The sequence below is a fragment of the Salinarimonas soli genome, assembly GCF_008386575.1.
GTDB lineage: Bacteria > Pseudomonadota > Alphaproteobacteria > Rhizobiales > Beijerinckiaceae > Salinarimonas_A > Salinarimonas_A soli.
On the sequence record NZ_VUOA01000019.1, the window covers coordinates 310,867 to 325,005 of the forward strand.

General features: G+C 72.0%; 15 protein-coding genes and 1 riboswitch. Of the genes, 8 read left to right on the top strand and 7 right to left on the bottom strand.

Annotation, left to right across the window (positions count from 1 at the left end; all coding sequences use genetic code 11):
• Positions 1-7: 7 nt before the first annotated feature.
• The 7 genes from F0L46_RS10635 to phoB all read left to right on the top strand — a co-directional run bounded on the left by F0L46_RS10635 (position 8) and on the right by phoB (position 6,674).
• The gene (locus F0L46_RS10635) at positions 8-1,315 is read left to right on the top strand and encodes an ATP-binding protein (RefSeq protein ID WP_149817252.1); all 1,308 of its coding nucleotides are present in this window, start codon (positions 8-10) and stop codon (positions 1,313-1,315) included.
• Positions 1,316-1,422: 107 nt separating this feature from the next.
• The gene (gene pstS, locus F0L46_RS10640) at positions 1,423-2,442 is read left to right on the top strand and encodes a phosphate ABC transporter substrate-binding protein PstS (RefSeq protein ID WP_149817254.1); all 1,020 of its coding nucleotides are present in this window, start codon (positions 1,423-1,425) and stop codon (positions 2,440-2,442) included.
• A gap of 82 nt (positions 2,443-2,524) precedes the next feature.
• Positions 2,525-3,499, top strand: coding sequence for a phosphate ABC transporter permease subunit PstC (gene pstC, locus F0L46_RS10645; RefSeq protein WP_149817256.1), 975 nt, complete (start codon positions 2,525-2,527; stop codon positions 3,497-3,499).
• Positions 3,500-3,509: 10 nt separating this feature from the next.
• Entirely contained in the window at positions 3,510-4,412 is a 903-nt protein-coding gene (pstA, locus tag F0L46_RS10650; protein ID WP_149817258.1) for a phosphate ABC transporter permease PstA, read from the top strand.
• Between the two features lie 14 nt (positions 4,413-4,426).
• A complete protein-coding gene (gene pstB, locus F0L46_RS10655; protein ID WP_240539958.1) occupies positions 4,427-5,224 on the top strand; it encodes a phosphate ABC transporter ATP-binding protein PstB in 798 nt (265 codons plus the stop codon).
• A 36-nt stretch (positions 5,225-5,260) separates the two neighbouring features.
• Positions 5,261-5,971, top strand: coding sequence for a phosphate signaling complex protein PhoU (gene phoU / locus F0L46_RS10660; protein ID WP_149817261.1), 711 nt, complete (start codon positions 5,261-5,263; stop codon positions 5,969-5,971).
• Positions 5,972-5,975: 4 nt separating this feature from the next.
• Positions 5,976-6,674 (top strand): phosphate regulon transcriptional regulator PhoB, encoded by a 699-nt coding sequence (phoB, locus tag F0L46_RS10665; RefSeq protein WP_149817263.1) that lies wholly within the window; start codon positions 5,976-5,978, stop codon positions 6,672-6,674.
• A 3-nt stretch (positions 6,675-6,677) separates the two neighbouring features.
• On the opposite strand, the gene F0L46_RS10670 is transcribed toward phoB, so the two are convergent.
• From F0L46_RS10670 to F0L46_RS10700, 7 genes are all read right to left on the bottom strand, one after another.
• Complete coding sequence (locus F0L46_RS10670; RefSeq protein ID WP_149817265.1) at positions 6,678-7,295, bottom strand: helix-turn-helix domain-containing protein; 618 nt, start codon at positions 7,293-7,295, stop codon at positions 6,678-6,680.
• A 298-nt stretch (positions 7,296-7,593) separates the two neighbouring features.
• Positions 7,594-8,634, bottom strand: coding sequence for a TRAP transporter substrate-binding protein (locus tag F0L46_RS10675; RefSeq protein WP_240539945.1), 1,041 nt, complete (start codon positions 8,632-8,634; stop codon positions 7,594-7,596).
• Between the two features lie 244 nt (positions 8,635-8,878).
• Positions 8,879-9,676, bottom strand: coding sequence for a bifunctional hydroxymethylpyrimidine kinase/phosphomethylpyrimidine kinase (gene thiD, locus F0L46_RS10680; RefSeq protein WP_149817267.1), 798 nt, complete (start codon positions 9,674-9,676; stop codon positions 8,879-8,881).
• 24 nt (positions 9,677-9,700) lie between these two features.
• Positions 9,701-10,357: a thiamine phosphate synthase gene (thiE, locus tag F0L46_RS10685; RefSeq protein ID WP_149817269.1), complete on the bottom strand. Its 657-nt coding sequence runs from the start codon at positions 10,355-10,357 to the stop codon at positions 9,701-9,703.
• Positions 10,354-11,121, bottom strand: coding sequence for a hydroxyethylthiazole kinase (gene thiM / locus F0L46_RS10690; protein ID WP_149817271.1), 768 nt, complete (start codon positions 11,119-11,121; stop codon positions 10,354-10,356). The genes thiE and thiM overlap by 4 nt, the downstream gene beginning before the upstream one ends.
• A riboswitch (TPP riboswitch) is annotated at positions 11,113-11,213 on the bottom strand. It overlaps the preceding gene by 9 nt.
• Before the next feature lie 97 nt (positions 11,214-11,310).
• Positions 11,311-12,234 (bottom strand): DMT family transporter, encoded by a 924-nt coding sequence (locus tag F0L46_RS10695; protein WP_240539946.1) that lies wholly within the window; start codon positions 12,232-12,234, stop codon positions 11,311-11,313.
• Between the two features lie 130 nt (positions 12,235-12,364).
• On the bottom strand, positions 12,365-13,492 hold the full coding sequence (locus tag F0L46_RS10700) for a DUF2865 domain-containing protein (protein ID WP_188311917.1): 1,128 nt from the start codon (positions 13,490-13,492) through the stop codon (positions 12,365-12,367).
• Between the two features lie 114 nt (positions 13,493-13,606).
• On the opposite strand from F0L46_RS10700, the gene F0L46_RS10705 reads away from it, so the two are divergent.
• Positions 13,607-14,128: a CreA family protein gene (locus F0L46_RS10705; protein ID WP_149817277.1), complete on the top strand. Its 522-nt coding sequence runs from the start codon at positions 13,607-13,609 to the stop codon at positions 14,126-14,128.
• Positions 14,129-14,139 lie beyond the last annotated feature (11 nt).

The following is a 14,139-nucleotide window of genomic DNA, read 5'->3' on the forward strand; positions in this document are numbered from 1 at the left end:
GCTGCCCATGACCGATCCGCTCCCGCCCCGTCAGGACGACGACGCCGCCACCCCGGCCACGGGCTGGCGGGCGCCCGCGATCGCGGTCGGCCTCGTCCTGCTCTGGCTGCTCGCCTGGGGCACCCTCGATGCTCCGACCCTCCTCGCCGCCCTCGCGGCCCTCGCCCTCGCGCTTGCGGCGGCGCGCCGGGGGGGCGGAGCCCGGCCCGGCGGGGCGCCGGCGGCGGCGCGGGGCGGCAGCGGGGACCGGCTCGCGGCGGCCGACGCGGTTCTCGCCCGCATCCCCGATCCCGTCATCCTCCTCGATCCCGGCGCCCACGTGGTCGAGGCCAACGACGCCGCCCGCGCCCTTCTGCCCAACCTGAGGCCCGGCGTCCCGCTCTCCTTCGCGCTGCGCGATCCCGGCGTTCTCGACGGGGTCGAGCAGGCGCTCAGGGCGGGCGCGGTGGTGCGGGCCGAATATGTGGAGCGGGTCTCCCCCGAGCGGGCCTTCGAGGTCCAGATCGGCCCCATGGCGGGGGCGGGCGAAGCGGCGCGAGGCGTGCTCCTGTTCTTCCGCGACCTCACGGCGGCCCGGCGCCTGGAGCACATGCGGGTCGACTTCATCGCCAATGCGAGCCACGAGCTGCGCACGCCGCTCGCCTCGCTCCTGGGCTTCATCGAGACCCTGCAGGGCCCGGCCCGCAACGACGCGGCGGCGCGCGAGCGCTTCCTCGAGATCATGCGCCAGCAGGCCCGGCGCATGACCCGCCTCATCGACGACCTCCTCTCCCTCTCGCGCATCGAGCTTCGCGCCCACGTGCCCCCCGAGACCCCCGTCGACATGGGCGACATCGTCCGGCAGATGATCGACACCCTCGCCCCCCTGGCGGCCGAGAACGGCGCCGAGATCGCGCTTGCGATCGCGGAGGGGCCGTTCGCCCTGCGCGGCGACCGGGACGAGCTCTTGCGGGTGGTGGAGAACCTCGTCGAGAACGCGATCAAGTACGGCGCCTCGGGCGGGCGCATCGCGGTGGACCTGCGGCGCGACGATCGCGGTCGGATCCTCCTCGCCGTCGCCGACAGCGGGCCCGGCATCGCCCCCGAGCACCTGCCGCGCCTCACCGAGCGCTTCTACCGGGTCGACACGGCGACGAGCCGGGCCAAGGGCGGGACGGGCCTGGGGCTCGCCATCGTCAAGCACATCCTCAACCGTCACGGCGGCCATCTCGCCATCAGGAGCCGGCCGGGGGAGGGGGCGGCGTTCACGGTGACGCTGCCGCCCCTCTCGGGCGCCGTTCCCCACCGTCATCCGCCTGTCACACGCGCGTCATAGAGGAGAGCCGCCGGCGGACGCGGTCCGCAGGGGCTCACGGCCGCGACGGGACACGGGTTCCCGGCGGCCGGCGGGCCCGGGCATCGGCGACACCAAGGAGACCCCTCGTGAAGTACAGGTCCATCATTGCGGCGCTCGGCCTCGCGGCGGCCGCCTTCGCGGCTCCGGCCTCCGCCCAGGACGTCACGGGCGCGGGCGCCACCTTCCCGTTCCCCGTCTATGCCAAGTGGGCCGAGGCCTACAGGGCGCAGGGCGGCGCGCGGGTGAACTACCAGTCGATCGGCTCGGGCGGCGGCATCCGCCAGATCCGCGCCCGCACGGTCGCCTTCGGCGCCACCGACGCCCCCCTCAAGGGCGAGGAGCTCGCCAAGGACGGCCTCGTCCAGTTCCCGACGGTGCTCGGCGGCGTCGTGCCGGTGATCAACATCCCCGGCGTCGAGACGCGCCAGCTGCGCCTCACGGGCGAGCTCGTCGCCGACATCTATCGCGGCGAGGTCAAGGCCTGGAACGACAAGCGCATCGCCGAGCTCAATCCCGGCGTGACCCTGCCGGCCGCGAACATCACTCCCGTCTACCGCTCCGACGGCTCGGGCACGACGAGCATCTTCACCTCCTATCTCGCCGAGGTGTCGCCCTCCTGGAAGGAGAAGCTCGGCTCCGGCACCACCGTGAACTGGCCCATCGGCCAGGGCGGCAAGGGCAACGAGGGCGTCGCCGCGACCGTGAAGCAGGTGGCCAACTCGATCGGCTATGTCGAGTACGCCTACGCCAAGCAGAACAACATCCCCTACGCGCTCCTGCGCAACCTGGACGGCCAGTTCGTGGCCCCCGACGACAAGACCTTCGCGGCGGCTGCCGCCAACGCCGACTGGAGCGCGGCGCCGGGCTTCGGCATCTCGCTCACGAACCAGGCCGGCGCCGAGGCGTGGCCGATCACGGGCGCGACCTTCATCCTCATCCACAAGGAACCGAAGGACGTGAAGGCGGCCGCCGAGGCGGTGCGCTTCTTCGAGTGGGCGTACCAGAACGGGGACAAGATGGCCGAGGACCTCGACTACGTGCCGCTCCCGGACGCGGTGGTCGAGCAGATCCGCAAGCAGGCCCTGTCGCAGATCAAGGTGAAGTGATGCCGGGGCGGCCTGGACGGCCGCCCGCCCACACCGTAAGGGAGCCGGCGAACCGGCTCCCGTTCGTCCTCGGGAGCGGCGAATGGCAGCGTTGGTGGAAAAGGCCATGAGCGGCGAACGTCAGGCGCTGAACCGCCGCCTCTCGCACGGGGGCTTCGATCGGGCGTTCCGGTGGGCGAGCCTCGCCTCCGCGCTGATCGTGCTCCTGGTGCTCGCCGGCATCATCGCCTCCATGATCGTGGGCGGCTGGCCCGCCTTCCGCGAGGCGGGCCTGTTCGGCTTCGTCACGGGCTCCACCTGGGACATCAACAACGACGTCTACGGCGCCTGGCCCGCCATCGCCGGCACCCTCGCCACCGCCCTCATCGCCCTCGTCATCGGCGTGCCGATCTCGCTCGGCATCGCGATCTTCCTCACCCAGCTCGCCCCCCGCTGGCTCAAGGGCCCGGTGGCCTCCGCGGTGGAGCTTCTCGCCGCGGTGCCGAGCATCATCTACGGCATGTGGGGCCTCTTCGTCTTCGCGCCCCTCGTCGCCGCCTATCTCCAGACCCCGCTCAACCGCGTGGTGGAGGGCATCCCGATCGTGGGCACCGTGCTCTACTCGCGGGTGCCGTCCGGCACCGGCATCATGACGGCGGGGATCATCCTCGCGATCATGATCATCCCTTTCGTGGCCTCTATCACCCGCGACATGCTCGACCAGATCCCGAGCGTGCTGCGCGAGAGCGCCTACGGCATCGGCTGCACCACCTGGGAGGTGGTCCGCCACGTGCTCGTCCCGCAGGCGGGGGTCTCGATCATCGGCGCCATCATGCTGGGCCTGGGCCGGGCGCTCGGCGAGACGATGGCGGTCACCTTCGTGGTGGGCAACGCCAACCGGCTCACCGCCCTGTTCGACCCCGGCTCCACCATCGCGTCGCGCATTGCCAACGAGTTCAACGAGGCGCTGGGCCTCCAGCTCCACGCCCTCATCGCGCTGGGCTGCATCCTCTTCCTCGTCACCTTCTCGGTCCTGATCGTCGCGCGCCTGCTCATCGCGCGGGTCAAGGTCCATTGAGGCGAACGCCATGACCTCCACCCTGCAAGCCTCCTCCACCTCGACGGCGCCCGCCACCGTGCCCTGGGGCCGGGTGCGCCCGGGCCGGCGCCTCGCCGACCGCCTTCTGAAGGGCGCCTGCATCGCCGTCACGGCGCTCGGCGTCTTCGTCCTGGGCTGGATCCTCGCCATGCTGGTGGTGCGGGGGGTGAGCGCGCTCTCGCCCCGCATCGTCACGGCCGCTACGCCGGGCCCCGGCTCGGAGGGCGGGGGGCTTGCCAACGCCATGGCGGGCAGCCTCATCCTCACCCTGCTCGGGATCCTCGTCGCCACCCCCATCGGCGTCATGGCGGGCACCTATCTCGCGGAATACGGCAAGCGCTCGCGACTCGCCGAGGTGGTGCGCTTCATCAACGACATCCTCCTCTCGGCGCCCTCCATCCTCATCGGCCTGTTCGTCTACACGGTCATGGTGATGCCCATGGGCCAATATTCGGGCTGGGCCGGCGCGGTGGCGCTCGCCATCATCGCGACGCCCGTCATCGTGCGCACCACCGAGGACATGCTGCGCCTCGTGCCCAACGGCCTGCGCGAGGCCGGCGCCGCGCTCGGCGCGCCGCCCTCCAAGGTCATCACCACGATCACCTGGCGCGCCGCGCGCTCAGGGATGATGACGGGGATCCTGCTCGCCACGGCCCGCATCGCCGGCGAGACCGCGCCGCTCCTCTTCACGGCGCTCAACAACCAGTTCTGGTTCTCGGGCGACCTCATGGGCGGCGTCGCGAACCTGCCGGTCACGATCTACCAGTTCGCCCTGTCGCCTTACGCCAACTGGCAGGAGCTGGCCTGGGCGGGGGCGCTCATCATCACGACCGCGATCCTGCTCCTGTCGGTCGTCGCCCGCTTCGTCATCAAGAAGGACATCGCCCGATGAACACCGTCTCGGTCATGCAGACGGCCTCCGCGGCGGGGCGCGCGGCGGACGCCTCGGCGCCCGTGCGCATCGCGGTGCGGGACCTCGACTTCTTCTACGGCGCCGCGCAGGCCCTGAAGGGCATCAACCTCGATTTCTTCGACCGTCAGGTCACGGCCCTCATCGGCCCGTCCGGCTGCGGCAAGTCCACCCTGCTGCGCATCTTCAACCGCATCTACAGCCTCTATCCGGAGCAGCGGGCGGAGGGCGAGGTCGTCCTCGACGGGCGCAACATCCTCGATCCCCGCATCGACGTGAACGAGCTGCGCTCGCGGGTCGGCATGGTGTTCCAGAAGCCCACGCCCTTCCCGATGTCGATCTACGACAACGTCGCCTTCGGGGTGCGCCTCAACGAGCGCCTGCCGAGATCCGAGGTGGACGACCGGGTCGAGGCGGCCTTGCGCCGCGCCGCGCTCTGGAACGAGGTGAAGGACAAGCTCAAGGCGTCGGGCATGGGGCTGTCCGGCGGGCAGCAGCAGCGCCTGTGCATCGCCCGCACCATCGCCCAGCAGCCCGAGGTGATCCTGTTCGACGAGCCGACCTCCGCCCTCGACCCGATCTCCACGGGCAAGATCGAGGAGCTCTTGGAGCAGCTGCGCAGCGAGTTCACGATCGTCATCGTGACCCACAACATGCAGCAGGCTGCCCGCATCTCCCAGTTCACCGCCTTCATGTATCTGGGCGAGGTGGTCGAGTTCGGCCCCACCAACCAGATCTTCATGAACCCCGGCAAGAAGCAGACCCAGGATTACGTGACCGGCCGCTTCGGCTGACCCCCAACGCGCCCCGCCCGGTTCCGGAGGAGCCCCATGCCCGACCATATCGTCTCGTCCTTCGACCAGGACCTCGAGAAGCTGCGCCGGACCATCGCCGAGATGGGCGGCATCGCCGAGAAGATGCTCGCGGATTCGATCACGGCGCTCGTGCGCCGCGACGCGAGCCTCGCCCAGGCCGTGATCGCCTCCGACCAGCGCCTCGACGTGCTCCAGCGCGACCTGGAGGAGTTCGCGATCCTCACCATCGCTCGGCGCCAGCCGCTCGCCATCGACCTGCGCGAGACGATCTCGGCCATCCGCATCGCGAGCGACCTGGAGCGCATCGGGGACCTCGCCAAGAACATCGGCAAGCGGGCGCTCGCGGTCGGCGGGCAGTTCGAGCACCAGAAGGTGGTGCTCGGCGTCCAGACCATGAGCGAGCGGGTCTCGGGCCAGCTGAAGGACGTGCTCGACGCCTACACGACCCACGACACCCAGACCGCCATCGGCGTGTGGGAGCGGGACGGGGCCACCGACGCCCTCTACACCTCGCTCTTTCGCGAGCTCCTCACCTACATGATGGAGGATCCGCGCAACATCACGTTCTGCACCCACATGCTCTTCTGCGCCAAGAACGTGGAGCGCATCGGCGACCACACCACCAACATCGCCGAGACGATCCACTACCTCGTCACGGGCCAGACGATCGCGGCCGACCGGCCGAAGAACGACCGCTCCACCGCGCCGGCCGACGCCGCCTCGTGACGCCATGCGCCCGCGCATCCTGATCGTCGAGGACGAGGAGGCCCTCACCCTCCTGCTGCGCTACAACCTCGAGGCGGAGGGCTACGCCGTCGAGACGGCGGCCCGGGGCGACGAGGCGGACCTGCGGCTGCGCGAGGAGCTTCCCGATCTGGTGCTCCTCGACTGGATGCTGCCGGGCCTGTCGGGCATCGAGCTGTGCCGGCGCCTGCGCTCGCGCCACGAGACCGAGCGACTGCCCGTGATCATGCTGACCGCCCGGGGCGAGGAGGGCGACCGGGTGCGGGGCCTCTCCACGGGGGCCGACGACTACATCGTGAAGCCGTTCTCCGTGCCCGAGCTCCTGGCCCGCGTGCGCGCGCTCCTGCGGCGTGCCAAGCCCGCCCATGTAGCGCATCTCCTGCGCGCGGGCGACATCGAGGTGGACCGCGAGACGCGCCGGGTGCGCCGGAGCGGCGAGGAGCTGCACCTGGGCCCAACGGAATATCGCCTGCTGGAATTCCTGATGCTCTCGCCCGGCCGCGTCTTCACCCGCGAGCAGCTGCTCGACGGGGTGTGGGGGCGCGACGTCTATATCGACGAGCGCACCGTGGACGTCCATGTCGGCCGCCTGCGCAAGGCCCTGAAAGGGAGCGCCGAATCCGACCCCATCCGCACCGTGCGCGGCGCGGGCTATTCCTTCGACGAGACCTTCGCCGGGCCGTGAGCGTCAGTCCATCACCGCCGCCTTGAGGATGCACACCATCGTGGCGCGGCCCGGAGCGTTCCCTATGCAGCGCACGATGTGCGGGCGGTCGCAGCGATAGCGCAGGGTCTCGCCCGTGCGCGCCGCCTGCACGACGCCGCCCACCTCCACCTCGAACTCGCCCTCGATCACGGACAGGCACTCCACCGAGCCGCGCTGATGCGCCTCCGAGTCGAGGACGCCGCCGGGCTCGGAGCGCAGATCGTACCATTGCAGCCACTCGACGGTCTTGATCCAGCCGATGATGGCGAGCCGCATCTTGCCGTCGTCGGAGAGCAGGATCGGCGTGTCGGCACGCGACGAGCGGTCGATGAACGGCTCGTCGTCCCCCGACGCCAGCACCCGCTCGATCGACACGTCGAGAGCTTGGCTCAGGCGCCAGATGGTGGCGAGCGTCGGGTTGGTCTCGTTGCGCTCGATCTGGCTGATGATGGACTTCGCCACGCCCGACTGCTCGGCCAGCTCGGACAGGGAAAGGTTGTAGGCCTTGCGCAGGCGCTGCACCGTCTTGCCGAGATTGCCCGAGAGCACCTGCGCCCCGGTCTCCAGCACGCGCTGCCGGTCCTTGCCCTCGATCGCCATCGCTGCGTGCCTGTTCTTGGTCCGGCAAAACGGACGGGTGTTTGATTGATCAAACGCACCTTGCCGGAGGACCGCCCCGACTTCAAGGCCGCTGATCACCTCTCCCCGCCGTGCGGGGAGAGGGCCGAAGCTCCCCTCGTCGGGGGCTGAGGCGAGCGCGGCAGCGCGAGGGTGAGGGGGCGTCCCCGGACGAGTCTCATCCTGTGATACCCCCTCACCCCCGCTCACTTGCGTTCGCTCGCCGCGCCTGCCGGTCCGCAGGCGCGGCCCTCTCCCCGCCCGCGGGGAGAGGCGTGGCTCAGCTCCGCGCCATGGCGCGGGCCATGTCGGCGGCGAGCGCCGACCAGGAGCGGGTCTCGGCCTGCGCCGCCTGGTAGCTTTCGACGATGCGGCGGGCGAGATCGGACGAGGCGGCGATCTCGGCGACGAGCGCCGTGTTGGCCTTGCGCGCGCCCTCGATCACGGCGCGGGGGAACGCCTCCAGGGTGACGCCGCCGCGGCCGAGGATGTCGGTGAGGGCCACGGCGTTGCGGCGGTGGGCGTCGGCGAGGCCCAGCGCGTGCTCGGCCCGGCACGCCTCCGCCACGATCGCCTTGAGGTCGTCGGGCAGGGCAGTCCAGGCGCTCAAGCCGATCAGCGCCTCGCTCGCGCCGTTGGGCTTGTTGAAGCCCGGCGCATAGTAGAAGGGCGCGTGGCGCGGCAGGCCGGTCTCGAGATCCGTGGCGGGGGCCAGGAACTCCACGGCGTCGATGGAGCCGCGCTCCAGGGCGGGCAGGAGGTCGCCCGCCGGGATGGTGGTGGGCACGGCGCCGAGCCGCGCGAACACCTCGGCCCCGAGCCCCGTGACGCGGATGCGCATCCCCTTCAGGTCGTCGAGCCCCTCGACGCGGCGGCGGAACCAGCCGCCCATGGACGGGCCGGTGTTGCCGGCAAGGAAGGGCTGCACGCCGTGGGGGCGGTAGAGCTCCTCCCACAGCGCCTGACCGCCCATGAGCTCGATCCAGGCCTGATGCTCCACGGGCCCGAGGCCGAAGGGGACGGTGGTGAAGAACGAGGCCGCGGGGATCTTGCCCTGCCAGTAGAGGGCGGCCGTGTGGCCCATCTCCACCGTGCCGGCCCCGACCGCGTCGAGGATCGCGAGCGCCGGCACGATCTCGCCCGCAGCAAAAAGATCGACCCGCAGGCGCCCGCCCGCCATGGCATTGATCCGGTCGGCGACGCGCTGCGCCGACACCCCCGGCCCCGCCCGCCCCTTGGGCCACGAGGTCACCATCCGCCAGCGTATGGGCGCCTGGGCGCGGGCGACGGTGGGGGCGGCCAGGAGTGCGGCAAGTCCCAACGCCCCCCGCCGCGTCCCACCCTCTCCCCGCGGGCGGGGAGNNGGGGAGAGGGCTCCGGCTGCGAACCGGCAGCCGGGGCGCGCGGAGCCGGAGGCGAAGCGGGGGTGAGGGGGCCTGGACGGTCGAGCGATCGCGGAGAGACCCCCTCACCCTCGCTGACGCTCGCCTCAGCCCCGGCAGGGGAGCTTCGGCCCTCTCCCCGCCCGGCGGGGAGAGGAGATCGGCGCGTTTCCCCCTCCATGCTCACCACCAGCGGTGAAAATGGTGCACCGGGCCGTGGCCCCGGCCAATGGCAAGCCGGTCGGAGGCGGCGATGGCGGCCGCGATATAGGCCTTGGCGGCCTCCACGGCCGGGAGGAGGTCGAGGCCCCGGGCGAGGCCCGCCGTGATGGCCGAGGACAGGGTGCAGCCCGTGCCGTGGGTGTTGCGGGTGGCGACGCGCGGGCCGGCGAAGCGGTGGATGCCGGTCTTGTCGATGAGGATGTCGGCGCTCTCGGGTCCCGCGGCGTGCCCGCCCTTCACGAGCACGGCCTTCGGCCCGAGCCGCAGGATGCGCTCGGCTTGCGCCCGCATCCCCGCCTCGTCCTCCGCCATGGCCTCGCCGAGGATCGCGGCGGCCTCGGGCAGGTTGGGGGTGACGAGGAGAGCGCGCGGGATCAGCACCGTGCGCAGCGTCTCGACGGCGTCGGGCGCGAGCAGCGGATCGCCGCTCGCCGCCACCATCACGGGATCGAGCACCACGCGCCCCGCGCGGTGGCGCGCGAGCCCCGCCGCCACCGCCTCGATGACGGGAACCTGCGAGAGCATGCCGATCTTCACGGCCCGCACGTCGAGGTCCGAGAACACGCTGTCGATCTGTTGCCTGACGAAGGCGGGCGGCACGTCGTGGATGGCTTGCACCCCCACCGTGTTCTGGGCGGTGAGCGCGGTGATCACGCTCGCGCCGTAGACGCCGAGCGCCGAGAAGGTCTTCAGGTCGGCCTGGATGCCGGCGCCGCCGCCGGAATCCGAGCCCGCGATGGTGACCGCGATCGCCGTCATGTCCTGCTCCGTTCCTGTTGGGGCCTAAGCGCCGCGCGCCGCGAGGGCGCCGTCCACGACCGCGCGAAGGCGCCGGGCGGCGGCGGTCGGGTCGTCGGCATTGAAGACCGCCGAGATCACGGCGATCCCGTCGGCGCCCGCGCCGATCACGGCAGCCGCGTTGCCGGCGTCGATCCCCGCGATGGCGCCGAGCGGCATCCCGGCGCCGCGCCCGGCCGCGACCGCCGCCGCAAGCCCGTCGAGGCCGATGGGCGGCTCGGGGTTCGTCTTGCTCGCGGTCGCGAAGACGCCGCCGATGCAGCCGTAATCCGCGGGCTCCGACGCGAGCGCCGCCGCGTCCGCGGAGGTCTTGAGGGTGAGGCCGATGATGGCGCGTGGGCCGAGCAGCGCGCGGGCGTCGCGCACCCGCATGTCGTCCTGGCCCAGATGCACCCCGTCGGCGCCCGCCGCGAGGGCGACGTCGACCCGGTCGTTGACGAGGAGCGGCACGCCGCTGCCCCGCAGCGCCGCCTTGATCGAGCGCGCCGTCTCGACGAGGGCCCGGGTGGGGCTCGTCTTGTCGCGCAGCTGGATCAGGGTGCAGCCGCCCGCGACCGCCGCGGCCACGAGGGCGCCGAGGTCGCGCCCCCGGGCATTATCGGGACCCACGATCCCGTAGAGGCGAAGGTCGACGGGGTTCATGACAGGCGAGCCCTTGCGGCGATTTGGGATCCGTCGAGCGCGTCGAGGGCGTCGAGGAAGGCGGCCGGGAAGGTGCCCGGTCCCCGGGCCGTCTCGCCCGCGACCTCGCCCGCGACGCCGAGCACCAGGAGGCCGCAGGCCGCGGCGAGCCACGGGTCGGGCTCCAGGGCGGCGAAGGCGGCAAGGAGCGCCGTGCCGGCGCAGCCCATGGCGGTGACCCGGGTCATCAGCGGATGGCCGTTGGCGATGCGCGCAAGCCGCCGCCCGTCCACCACGAGGTCGGTGGGGCCCGTGAGCGCGATCACCGCGCCATGGGCGGAGGCGAAGGCGTGAACCACGTCCGGCGTCGGTGCCTCTCCGGTCAGCGCCTCCGCCTCGACGGCGTTGCAGCGCAGGATCGCGGGCTGCCCGGCGAGGGTGAGGCGGGCGAGCTCCAGGCGGGGCGGGGAGGCCTCGACGAAGACGGGATCGAGCACCCACGGCTTGCCCGCGCCCCGCGCCGCCGCGATGCACCACGGGATCGCGGCGCGTCGCTCGGCGTCGAGGGTGCCCAGATTGATCACGAGCGCGTCGGCCCGCGCCGTGAAGGCGGGCGCCTCCTCGGCGGACGTGGTGAGCGAGGGCACGGCGCCCACCGCGAGAAGCAGGTTCGCCGTAAGCGTCTGCGCCGCCGCGTTTGTGATCGCATGGACGCGCGGGCGTCGCTCCCGCAGCTCCCGCAGGAGCGCGCCGGCACGGGCGATCGGATCAGGGGATTCGCTCATCGTCGCCTTCCCTTCGCCGGCATGACCCGGAGCAGGTTCGATGGGTTGGCGCGAACGCCTCTCAGCCCCAGCGGGCACCCCAAGGGATCTCTCGGGCGGACGTAGCGAGCGGGGGCGGGCTTGGCAAGGGGCGGGCTTGACAAGAGGCAGGCTTGGCAAGAGGCAGGCGTGGCAAGGGGCGGGCGGCGCTCAGGCCGAGCGTTGCGAGGGTACCTCGAGGTCCTTGGCGCGGCGCAGGCCCAGGCGGTGCTCGCGCCACAGGACGAAGATGCCCGCGCCCGCGACGATGGAGGCGCCCGTGAACACCACCGGCTGGGGCCATTGCCCGAAGCCGAACCAGCCGATCAGGAGCGCCCAGATCATCGTGGTGTACTCGAAAGGCGCCACGAGGGAGGCGTCGCCGTAGCGGTAGGACTGGGTGAGCAGGATCTGCCCGATGCCGCCCAGGATGCCGATGACCACGAAGACGCCGAGATCGAAAGCCCCCGGCATGCGCCAGCCGAGCACAATGGTGAGGAGGCCGAAGAGGCTCGACAGGATCGTGAAGTAGAACACGATGGCGCCCGTCGTCTCGCTCGCGGTGAGGCGGCGGACCTGGATCGTGGCGCCCGCCGCGCAGCAGGCGCCCAAGACGCCGAACGCGGCGCCGATCGCGGCGGCGTCCGCGGGACCGTGCGACGGCGCGCCGAGATGCGGCCAGAGCATCACCATGACGCCGAAGAAGCCCACCCCCACCGCCGACCAGCGATAGGCCCGCACCGTCTCCTTCAGCACGACGGCGGCGAGGATCACCACGATGAGGGGCGCGGCGTAGCCGATGGCCACGGAGTCTGTGAGCGGCAGGTAGGTCAGCGAGACGAAGCCCGCGAACATGCCCGTGCAGCCGATGAGGCTGCGCAGGACGTGGCCGCGAAGATTGTGCGTCCGGATCGCGCCCACGAGATCGCCGCGCCAGGCGAGCCACGCCAGCAGCGGCAGCAGCGCGAAGGCCGAGCGGAAGAAGACGAGCTGCCCCGTCGGGTAGGTGGCGCTGACGAGCTTGATCAGCGCCGCCATGAGGGTGAAGGCGAGGGCGGACGAGACCTTCAGCGCGATGCCGAGCAGCGGTTTCACGGGGGGATCCAAAGCGGGCCGGCCAAACAAGTACGGACGCGCGCGCGTCGTAACCCGCCCCGGCGCGCCCGGGGAATGCATAACGCGCATAGGGTCAAGAAAGGGTGTGCGGGCGCACGGGCCCGCGGGGTCACTCGGTGCGGGGGACGGCGACGACGTCGGGGGCGATGACGCGAACCTTGCGGGCGCCGGTGGGGGCGGCTTCCACGCGGGTCTGGCCCTCGCCCTGGCGGACGACGCGTGTCTCCTGCGGCACCTCGCCGATGCCCGACGATTCGCGGCCCGCCGTGGGGGCCGTCTCGCCGTCGCGGGCGGCGGCGGCGGTCTCCGGGGTCGCGGCGGCGGGCGTGACGCTGCCCGTGGTCGCGACGGTGAAGGCCTCCTTCGGGCCCGGGGCGGGTTCGCGCTTCGCATGGGCGACCTTCGGGCGCAGGAGCTTGGGCCGGGACAGCTCCTCGGCCTTGGCGGCCGTAACGATGATGTCGTCCCGGTTGCGGGCCAGCATCTTCTCGGCGCGGGCCAGGGCGTCGGCCCAGCCCTGGCCGGGCTTGCGGCAGGAGCACGAGCGGTCGACGCCCGTAGTGTATTTCAAGGCGTTGGCGAGTTGGCCGTAGGCTTTGCCGCGCATGGACACGGCCTGCGAGATGTCGCCGTCGACGGGCATGGAATAGGCGGCGGCCTCGCTTCCCGGGCATAGCGCCTGGCACATGGTGTCGGCGTCCGCCCGGCCGTCGGGCAGGTTCTGGAGCGGGAAGAAGAACCCGTCGCACGAGCGCACGCAGACCATGCGCCCGCCCCCCGAGCGCCGCGACGCCTTCGGCTCGTCCTCGATGAGACGGGCCACCCGGTCGGGCTCGGCGGCGACGCGGTCGGGATTGCAGAAGCGGTCGATCGCCGCGTTGAGGCGGCGCCGGCGCTGCTCGGTGCCGACGTCCCCCTGCGCCTGGCGCGACAGGGTGGCGTAGTTCGCCTCCATGGCGCGCACGCGCTGGCCGATGGCGGCGCATTCGGGCGCGGGGCCGAACAGGCTCGCCTGCTCGCATTGCAGCGACCGGTAATAGCCTACCATCTGCCGCAGCTCCGCGAGCTGCTGCTGCGCGAGGCGCCCGGCCTCCGGCGAGGGGCCGCCCCCGGCAGGCAGCGAGGCGAGCTCGGCCCGGTATTGGCGGCACATCGCCGTCTGGGCGAGGGCGCCTCCGGCCGTCGCGACGAGCGCGGCAAAGGCGAGGGCGAGGCGGAGGCTGCGGGGTGTGGCCATGATAGATCGAGAACGGCCGGCTGTGGCCCAGGTTCCGACACGATCTGGGCCCCGCCGGCCCTCGCGCGGCGGGGCCGGCAACGCCATATGAGGGGGATGAACGGGAGATCTCGCATGACCACGATCCGCCGCCTCGGCCTCGTCGCGGCCGCCACGGCGCTGCTGGCGGGCCCCTCGCCCGCCGCCCTCGCGCAGGATGCCGACGTCATCTTCAAGAAGTCCACCGTCTGGCGGCCGCTCACCCCCGACGACAAGCTCGTGGTCCAGGGGGTGGATGATCCCCTCGTCGAGGGCGTCGCCTGCCACTTCACCACCCCCGAGAAGGGCGGCGTGAAGGGCACGCTCGGCGTCGCCGAGGAGGTATCTGACATCTCGCTCGCCTGCCGCCAGATCGGCCCGATCCGCTTCAAGGGCAAGTTCGAGCAGGGCGCGACGGTGTTCAGCGAGCGCCGCTCGCTCATCTTCAAGCGCATGCAGATCGTGCGCGGCTGCGACGCCAAGCGCAACGTGCTCGTCTATCTGGTCTATTCGGACCGGCCCATCGAGGGCTCGCCGAAGAACTCCACCTCGAGCGTGCCGCTGATGCCCTGGGGCCAGGAGGCGCCCCCGCGCTGCGGGGATTTCGTCACCGGGTGAGCAAGGCTATC